The sequence below is a fragment of the Kocuria sp. CCUG 69068 genome (genome assembly GCF_020833785.1).
In the GTDB taxonomy this organism is placed as follows: Bacteria; Actinomycetota; Actinomycetes; order Actinomycetales; family Micrococcaceae; genus Kocuria; species Kocuria rosea.
Genome location: NZ_PDDL01000161.1, coordinates 1 through 5,567, shown reverse-complemented (window position 1 = coordinate 5,567; position 5,567 = coordinate 1). Strand labels below are relative to the sequence as shown.

Annotated in this window: 9 protein-coding genes and 1 pseudogene; 3 read left to right on the top strand and 7 right to left on the bottom strand. The window is 75.0% G+C overall.

The genetic code is table 11. From position 1 onward, the window contains the following. The 6 genes from CRM73_RS18005 to CRM73_RS17980 form a co-directional block, all read right to left on the bottom strand. Nucleotides 1-458: excalibur calcium-binding domain-containing protein (locus CRM73_RS18005; RefSeq protein ID WP_229588670.1), on the bottom strand; the 458-nt coding region annotated here is incomplete at its 3' end. Between the two features lie 232 nt (nucleotides 459-690). Next, nucleotides 691-1,329, bottom strand: coding sequence for a hypothetical protein (locus CRM73_RS18000; protein WP_229588669.1), 639 nt, complete (start codon nucleotides 1,327-1,329; stop codon nucleotides 691-693). Nucleotides 1,330-1,332: 3 nt separating this feature from the next. Beyond that, nucleotides 1,333-1,899 carry a DUF6286 domain-containing protein gene (locus CRM73_RS20015; RefSeq protein WP_229588668.1) on the bottom strand — a complete coding sequence of 189 codons (567 nt, stop codon included), beginning with the start codon at nucleotides 1,897-1,899 and terminating at the stop codon, nucleotides 1,333-1,335. Then, entirely contained in the window at nucleotides 1,896-2,339 is a 444-nt protein-coding gene (locus tag CRM73_RS17990; RefSeq protein WP_229588667.1) for an Asp23/Gls24 family envelope stress response protein, read from the bottom strand. Before CRM73_RS17990 ends, CRM73_RS20015 begins: the two co-directional genes overlap by 4 nt. A gap of 3 nt (nucleotides 2,340-2,342) precedes the next feature. Next, nucleotides 2,343-2,519, bottom strand: a complete 177-nt coding sequence (locus CRM73_RS17985; protein WP_017834465.1) for a hypothetical protein — start codon at nucleotides 2,517-2,519, stop codon at nucleotides 2,343-2,345. A gap of 212 nt (nucleotides 2,520-2,731) precedes the next feature. Next, the gene (locus CRM73_RS17980) at nucleotides 2,732-3,289 is read right to left on the bottom strand and encodes an Asp23/Gls24 family envelope stress response protein (RefSeq protein ID WP_095650186.1); all 558 of its coding nucleotides are present in this window, start codon (nucleotides 3,287-3,289) and stop codon (nucleotides 2,732-2,734) included. A gap of 404 nt (nucleotides 3,290-3,693) precedes the next feature. On the opposite strand from CRM73_RS17980, the gene CRM73_RS17975 reads away from it, so the two are divergent. From CRM73_RS17975 to CRM73_RS17965, 3 genes are read left to right on the top strand one after another with little or no spacing between them, the layout of a single operon-like run. After that, a complete protein-coding gene (locus CRM73_RS17975) occupies nucleotides 3,694-4,293 on the top strand; it encodes an RNA polymerase sigma factor (RefSeq protein ID WP_229588666.1) in 600 nt (199 codons plus the stop codon). Beyond that, entirely contained in the window at nucleotides 4,284-4,886 is a 603-nt protein-coding gene (locus tag CRM73_RS17970; protein ID WP_229588665.1) for an Asp23/Gls24 family envelope stress response protein, read from the top strand. Before CRM73_RS17975 ends, CRM73_RS17970 begins: the two co-directional genes overlap by 10 nt. After that, complete coding sequence (locus CRM73_RS17965) at nucleotides 4,879-5,247, top strand: Asp23/Gls24 family envelope stress response protein (RefSeq protein ID WP_229588664.1); 369 nt, start codon at nucleotides 4,879-4,881, stop codon at nucleotides 5,245-5,247. Before CRM73_RS17970 ends, CRM73_RS17965 begins: the two co-directional genes overlap by 8 nt. Before the next feature lie 113 nt (nucleotides 5,248-5,360). Here the strand turns inward: CRM73_RS17965 and CRM73_RS17960 are convergent. Continuing rightward, a pseudogene (locus CRM73_RS17960) lies at nucleotides 5,361-5,567 on the bottom strand (phosphotransferase); the annotation flags it as partial.

Here is a 5,567-nt window from a genome sequence, read left to right as displayed (position 1 = left end):
GAGGCCACCGCCGCCACGGCCAGGCCGCCGGCGAGGACCGGGGCGCCGGAACCGGCGTCCACGGCGGCACCGGTGTCGGCGCCGCCCACGGGCACCTCGCCCACCTGGGTGTACGGGTCCTCGCCGGGCACCTCGCCGGGCTGGGCGTCCGGCCCGGGTCCGGCGCCGGGGACCCAGTCGATGACGGTGTGGCTCCAGCCGCCCGATGCGTTCTCCACGGGGATGCGGGTGGGGTCGTAGGACCACTCGGCGCTCTCGCACACGACGCCGTCGCCGTCGTCGTCGACGAGGCTCGTGCTGTAGCTGACGGAGCCCACCGGGATGTTGTGGACGCCGTACCCGGCGGCCGTGGCGCAGTCGGTGAAGACCATCGCGTCACCGGGCGCGGCCGTCGCCGGTCCTGCCGTCAGGACCACGAGCCCGATCGCCGCCGCCACGCCCGCTGCACTGTTCTTCATGGTGTTCCCTCGCTTCTGGGAGTGCTGATGTGCAAGCGCATCGTAGGAGGTTCACCACTGCAACGTCACGTGCCGTTTCGTGATGGAAGCCCGGGCGGGGCCCGAGGGGCCGGATCACCCGCACGTCCGGCGCGACCGGGCGCATCGGAACGCATCGTGTGCGTTTCATGACGCGGTCCGCGGCGCCGCCCCCATCCCCCCGGTCCGGGACAGCGCCGCTGCGGCCGGCCGCCTAGTGCGCCGCGGTCTTCTCCGCGCGGGGACGCGTGCCCTGCACGGCCACCTGGGTGTCGCGGGGGGCCGCACGGGCCACGTCCAGGCGGACGGCCACGTGGGCGAGCTCCACCTCGAGGGCGACGGCCACGTCGAGCACCACCGTCCCGTAGACCTGGTCCAGCACCCGGTCGACGGACGCGCCCGGGGTGAGGGTCAGGTCGAGGAGCAGCTCGGGGTCGCGGGCGGAGCCGGCCAGTTCCACGGCGGCCCGCTTCACGTCGGGCAGCTCCTCGCACTGCGCCTGGACCGCGGCGGCGATGACGGACGGCGCGATGCTGACCACGCCGTGGTCGTCGTCGTCCTGGAGCCGGTAGTCCACGGGCCGGTCCCTGGTGGGGACCTGGTGGGCCAGCCACCACAGGGCGACCAGCCCGGCGAGGACGGTCAGCGCGATCCCCACGGGCAGGAGGAGCTGGTCGACCGGGCCGAGGAGATCCCCCACGGCGGCACCCTCGGCGGGGGCCAGGGCGCTCACGCCCTGGAGGCGTGCGGCCGTTCCGGTGGCGAGGAGCACGAGCCACACCCCGGCGAGGGTCAGGACCAGCCCCAGGACGGTGAGCAGGGCGCGGTTGCGGGTTCCGGAGACGGTGCGCATCGGTCAGCTCCTCTTCTCGGTGACGGACACGGACACCTGCGGGGCGGTGGCCAGCGGCAGGCGGACGAAGGCGTCCTCGGCGACCGTGCGCACCCGGGACGCCAGGGTCCCGGTCTCGCGCAGCGGGGTGTCCACGTGCAGGCGGACGCGGCGCTCGCCCACCTCGGCCCGGACGCGGCCCACGCCGTCGACCCGGGCGGTGCGGGCCTCCAGCAGCCGGCCGAGACCGCGGTGGGTGAGCACGGTCTCCTCGGAGCCGCCGTAGAGCTGCCGGGGCACCTGCACCCGGGCGGCGCGGTACCGGCCGGGGACGAGCCCGCACAGCAGCAGGACGAGGCCCAGCACGGTGAGGACGATGCCGGCGGCGAGCACCCCCGGATCGGTGAGCGGGGTCTCGAGGACGGCCGGGGCGCCGGTGGCGACCGGCTCGGGCCACGAGCCCTGGGTGAAGCGCAGGACCGCGGCCCAGGCGAGCAGGCCCGCGGCGGTCAGCCCGAGCAGGCCCACCAGCACGGAGGGGACGACCCGGGCCGGGCGTCGGCGCAGGGGCGGGAAGGACGGGGTGCTCACAGCAGTGCTCCTCTCGTACCGCCGGCTCCGGCCGGGTGCAGCCAGGAGATCTTCACGTCCACCTGCTCCACGTCCAGACCGGTCAGGTCGCGGACCCGGTCGGTGACGTGCGTGCGGATCCGGTCCGCGGTCCGCCGCAGCGGGGTGGGGTAGGCGACCCCGAGGTCGAGCTCGATCACGGCGGCGCGGCCGTAGATGCGGGCGTCGGCCGTGGGCCGCCGCTCGAAGTCGCGGCGCGCGCCGAGGCCGAGCACACCGCCGGAGGCGGCGCCGACGGCGTCCAGCTCCCAGGCGGCCTGCGCCGCGATCTTGGCGACCACGGACGAGGGCACGGTCAGGGTGCCGCGCTCGGCGAGGGCCGGGCCCTGCGCCGGGCCGCGATCGGCGGCGCCGGCCGCGGAGCGTGCCGCCGGGGCGTCAGAACGGACGATGGTGGTCACCGGTCACCTCCGGCCGCGGCCGACGAGCTCGGACAGGTCGAGCTTGCCCTCGAGCACACGGCCGATCAGGAGCCCGGCGGCGCCGAAGAGCACCACGAGCAGGAACTGGGTGAAGGTGCCGAAGGCGACGACCAGTCCCAGCAGCAGGCCCACGAAGAGGGCGGTACGGGAGACAGACACGATGAGGTCCTTTCACGGGACAACGGGGAAGGGAGGTGCCGCGGGCGGGGAGCGGCGGGTCCGGCGGCACGCGGTGCTCGTCCGGGGCAGCCCCGGTGTGGCCCCGTCCGCCGCCCGCCGAGGGGCGGCGGACGGCGGACGGGAGTCGGTGGGCCCGCGCGCCCGGTGCGGGACCGGACGGTCCGGGCACCGGTGGCGCGCGGGCAGGGACGCTACTCCAGCTCGCCGGCCGAGGAGCCGGCGGGGACGCCGCGACCGGCGCCGTCCTCCTCGGGGAGGTGGACGTCGGAGACGTTGACGTTGACCTCGACGACCTCGAGCCCGGTGGTCTGCTCGACCGCCTGGATCACGTTGCGGCGGATGCCGTTGCCGACCTCCACCACGGAGGCGCCGTAGTCGACGACCACGGTCACGTCGATGGCCGTCTGCCGCTCGCCCTTCTCCACGCTGATGCCGCCGGAGACGTTGGTCTGGGAGTTGGGGATGCGGTCGCTGATCGCGTTGAACGCCCGGCGGGCGGCGTTGCCCATGGCGTAGACGCCGGGGACCTCGCGGGCGGCCATGCCGGCGATCTTGGCCACGACGGTGTCCTCCAGCGTCGTGTTGCCGCGGTCCGACTGCAGCGGGCCCACCGGACGGCGGGGCTCCAGCGTGGTCGGGGTCTCCCGGGCCTCGTCGCGGCGGCGCTCCTCGCCGGTGCGGGGGATGCTGGTCCCGGACTGGGTCGAGGTGTTCTCGCCGGGACGGGGAACGGAGGTGTTCTGGGCCATGGTGCTTCTCCTCGGTCGTGGAAGACGGGTGGACTGGTCGTGCTCGGGTCGGCCTGCCGACGCCCCCGGTGCGGGGGCGGTCATCGGTGCCGGTACAGGTAAGACCGGCCGTCCTCGCCGTTCGTCACGCCCGTTCACCGTGATCTGCATCACACCCAGTGGTCGGATCGGCGGATGCCGGTCACGACCGCCCCTCATCCAATCCCATTGTCGCTAGATCGTCTAGCTAAATTCCGCCCGGACGTGCATGCTGGTCCGGGCACGCTCCCGCACTTCGGGACGGTGTGCCCGGGTGCGGTCCTCCGACGGCACCGCGCAGGGTGGCCGCACGACCGGGCGACCCCGCCCGAGGAGCGGCACGCGGGCGGCACCGACGACGAGAGGCAGACCTGCAGGTGGACGACGTGGACCCGGGGCAACCGCGCGGAGCGGTGGCGCTGGACGAGGACACCCTCGTCGCCCGGGCGCAGGACGGGGACGTCGACGCGTTCGAGCAGCTGGTCGTCAGCTACGAGGGCCGGCTCTACCGGTACGCCTACAACATGGTGGGCAACCGGCAGGACGCCGAGGACATCGTCCAGGACACCCTGATCCGGGCCTGGCGGGCCCTGCCCACGCTGACCACCAACGGCGCGTTCGGCGGATGGCTGTACCGGATCGCCTCGCGCCGCTGCCTGGACCTGCTGCAGCGCGCCGGCAGCCGCGAAACGGACCCGTGGGCGCCCCAGGAAATCCCCGAATCCACGGCCGTGCATGACACAGTGGGTCCACGGTCGCCCTCCGACCCGGCCGCCGTGACCGAGACCCAGCACCAGCTCGACGAGCTCACCCGGCTGGTGCACCAGCTGCCACCCCCGTTGCGCGCCTGCTGGTTGATGCGGGAGATCCAGGAGCGCCCCTACCGCGAGATCGCCCAGGCGCTGTCCATCTCCGAGTCGACGGTCCGGGGGCGCCTGGCCCGAGCACGAGCAGAACTGGCGAAGGGGATGATGTCATGGCGATAGACGAGAACCCCCGCCTGGGGTGCGGGCGCAGCATCGACGAGGTGTGGCAGCACATCGACCGCCCGCCGGACGCCCACGAGCTCGCGTGCGACCAGTGCCGGGCCGCCCGCGCGAGCCTGCAGACCCTGCGCTCGGTCACGGCCCGCCACCGCTCCCTGGAGGAGACGGCCGGCACGGACCCGGACGAGAGCCTCAGGCCCCGCGCCCGGGTGCGGGAGAACGTCCTCGCCGTGGCGCGCGCGGAGGTCCGCCGCGGCCGGCGCATCCCTGCCACCGTCACCGAGATCGGCCCCGTGCTCGTCAGCGAGCAGGCGCTCGTGAGCCTGGTCCGGCTCGCGGCCGACTCCGTGCCGGGCGTCCGCGCCCGGCGCATCGACATCACCCCAAGACGGCGGCTCGACGGCCAGCTGGGCTACGACCCCCAGGCGCCCGTCCTCGACGCCGTGACCTGCCGCATCGCCATCTCGCACACCGTCACGGTGCCGCGGGTGAGCGCCGACATCCGCGATCGCGTCATCGCGGTCCTGAGCCGTCACGTGTCCGTGGACCCCGGGGCCGTGAACATCGTTGTGGAGGACGTCTACGATGCCTGACATCGACAGCCCGCACACCCTGCCCACCGGGGCGGACCCGGACGCCGAGGCCGTCACCGCCGCCCTCACGCAGGCCGTGCTCGCCGTGCCGGGCGTGGTCCGGCTCGAGCCGTCGCTGCTCGGGCGCGTGGGCCAGTGGGGCGGCGCCCTGCTGCAGCGCGACGTCCTGCTCGGCGGTCAGGGCCTGGAGCTGGACCTGGCCGGGACCACGGCGGCCGTGTCCGTGGACATCGCCACCGCTCCGAGCCACCGCCTGCGCTCCGTGGCCGAGGACGTGCAGCGCGCAGTGGCCGCGACCCTGTCCGCCCTGGGCCTCACCTGCACCTCGGTGACGGTCTCCGTGCTCACGATCGGCGACTGAGCCTCCACCCGGCGCGCGGCGGCGGCGCCAGGCCGGCTTCCGGCCACCCGGGCCGGCGACGACGTCGTCGACCGCCCCGCGCACGCTGCGGGGGACGCCGACGGTTCAGGCCGTCAGGACGCAGGTGTCAGCTGCGCGGCCGCGTGCCGGAGCACGGGACCGAAGTCCGGGCCGGCGCCGGGGCTCGCCGCCAGCGCCGCGACGTACAGGGCGGCCCAGGCGGCGGCGCGGCGCCACACGTCGTCGTCGTACCGGCCGGTGCTGTCCGCGACGGCGCGGAACCCGGAGCGCTGGTCCGCGTCGAAGGCCAGCCACGCGCC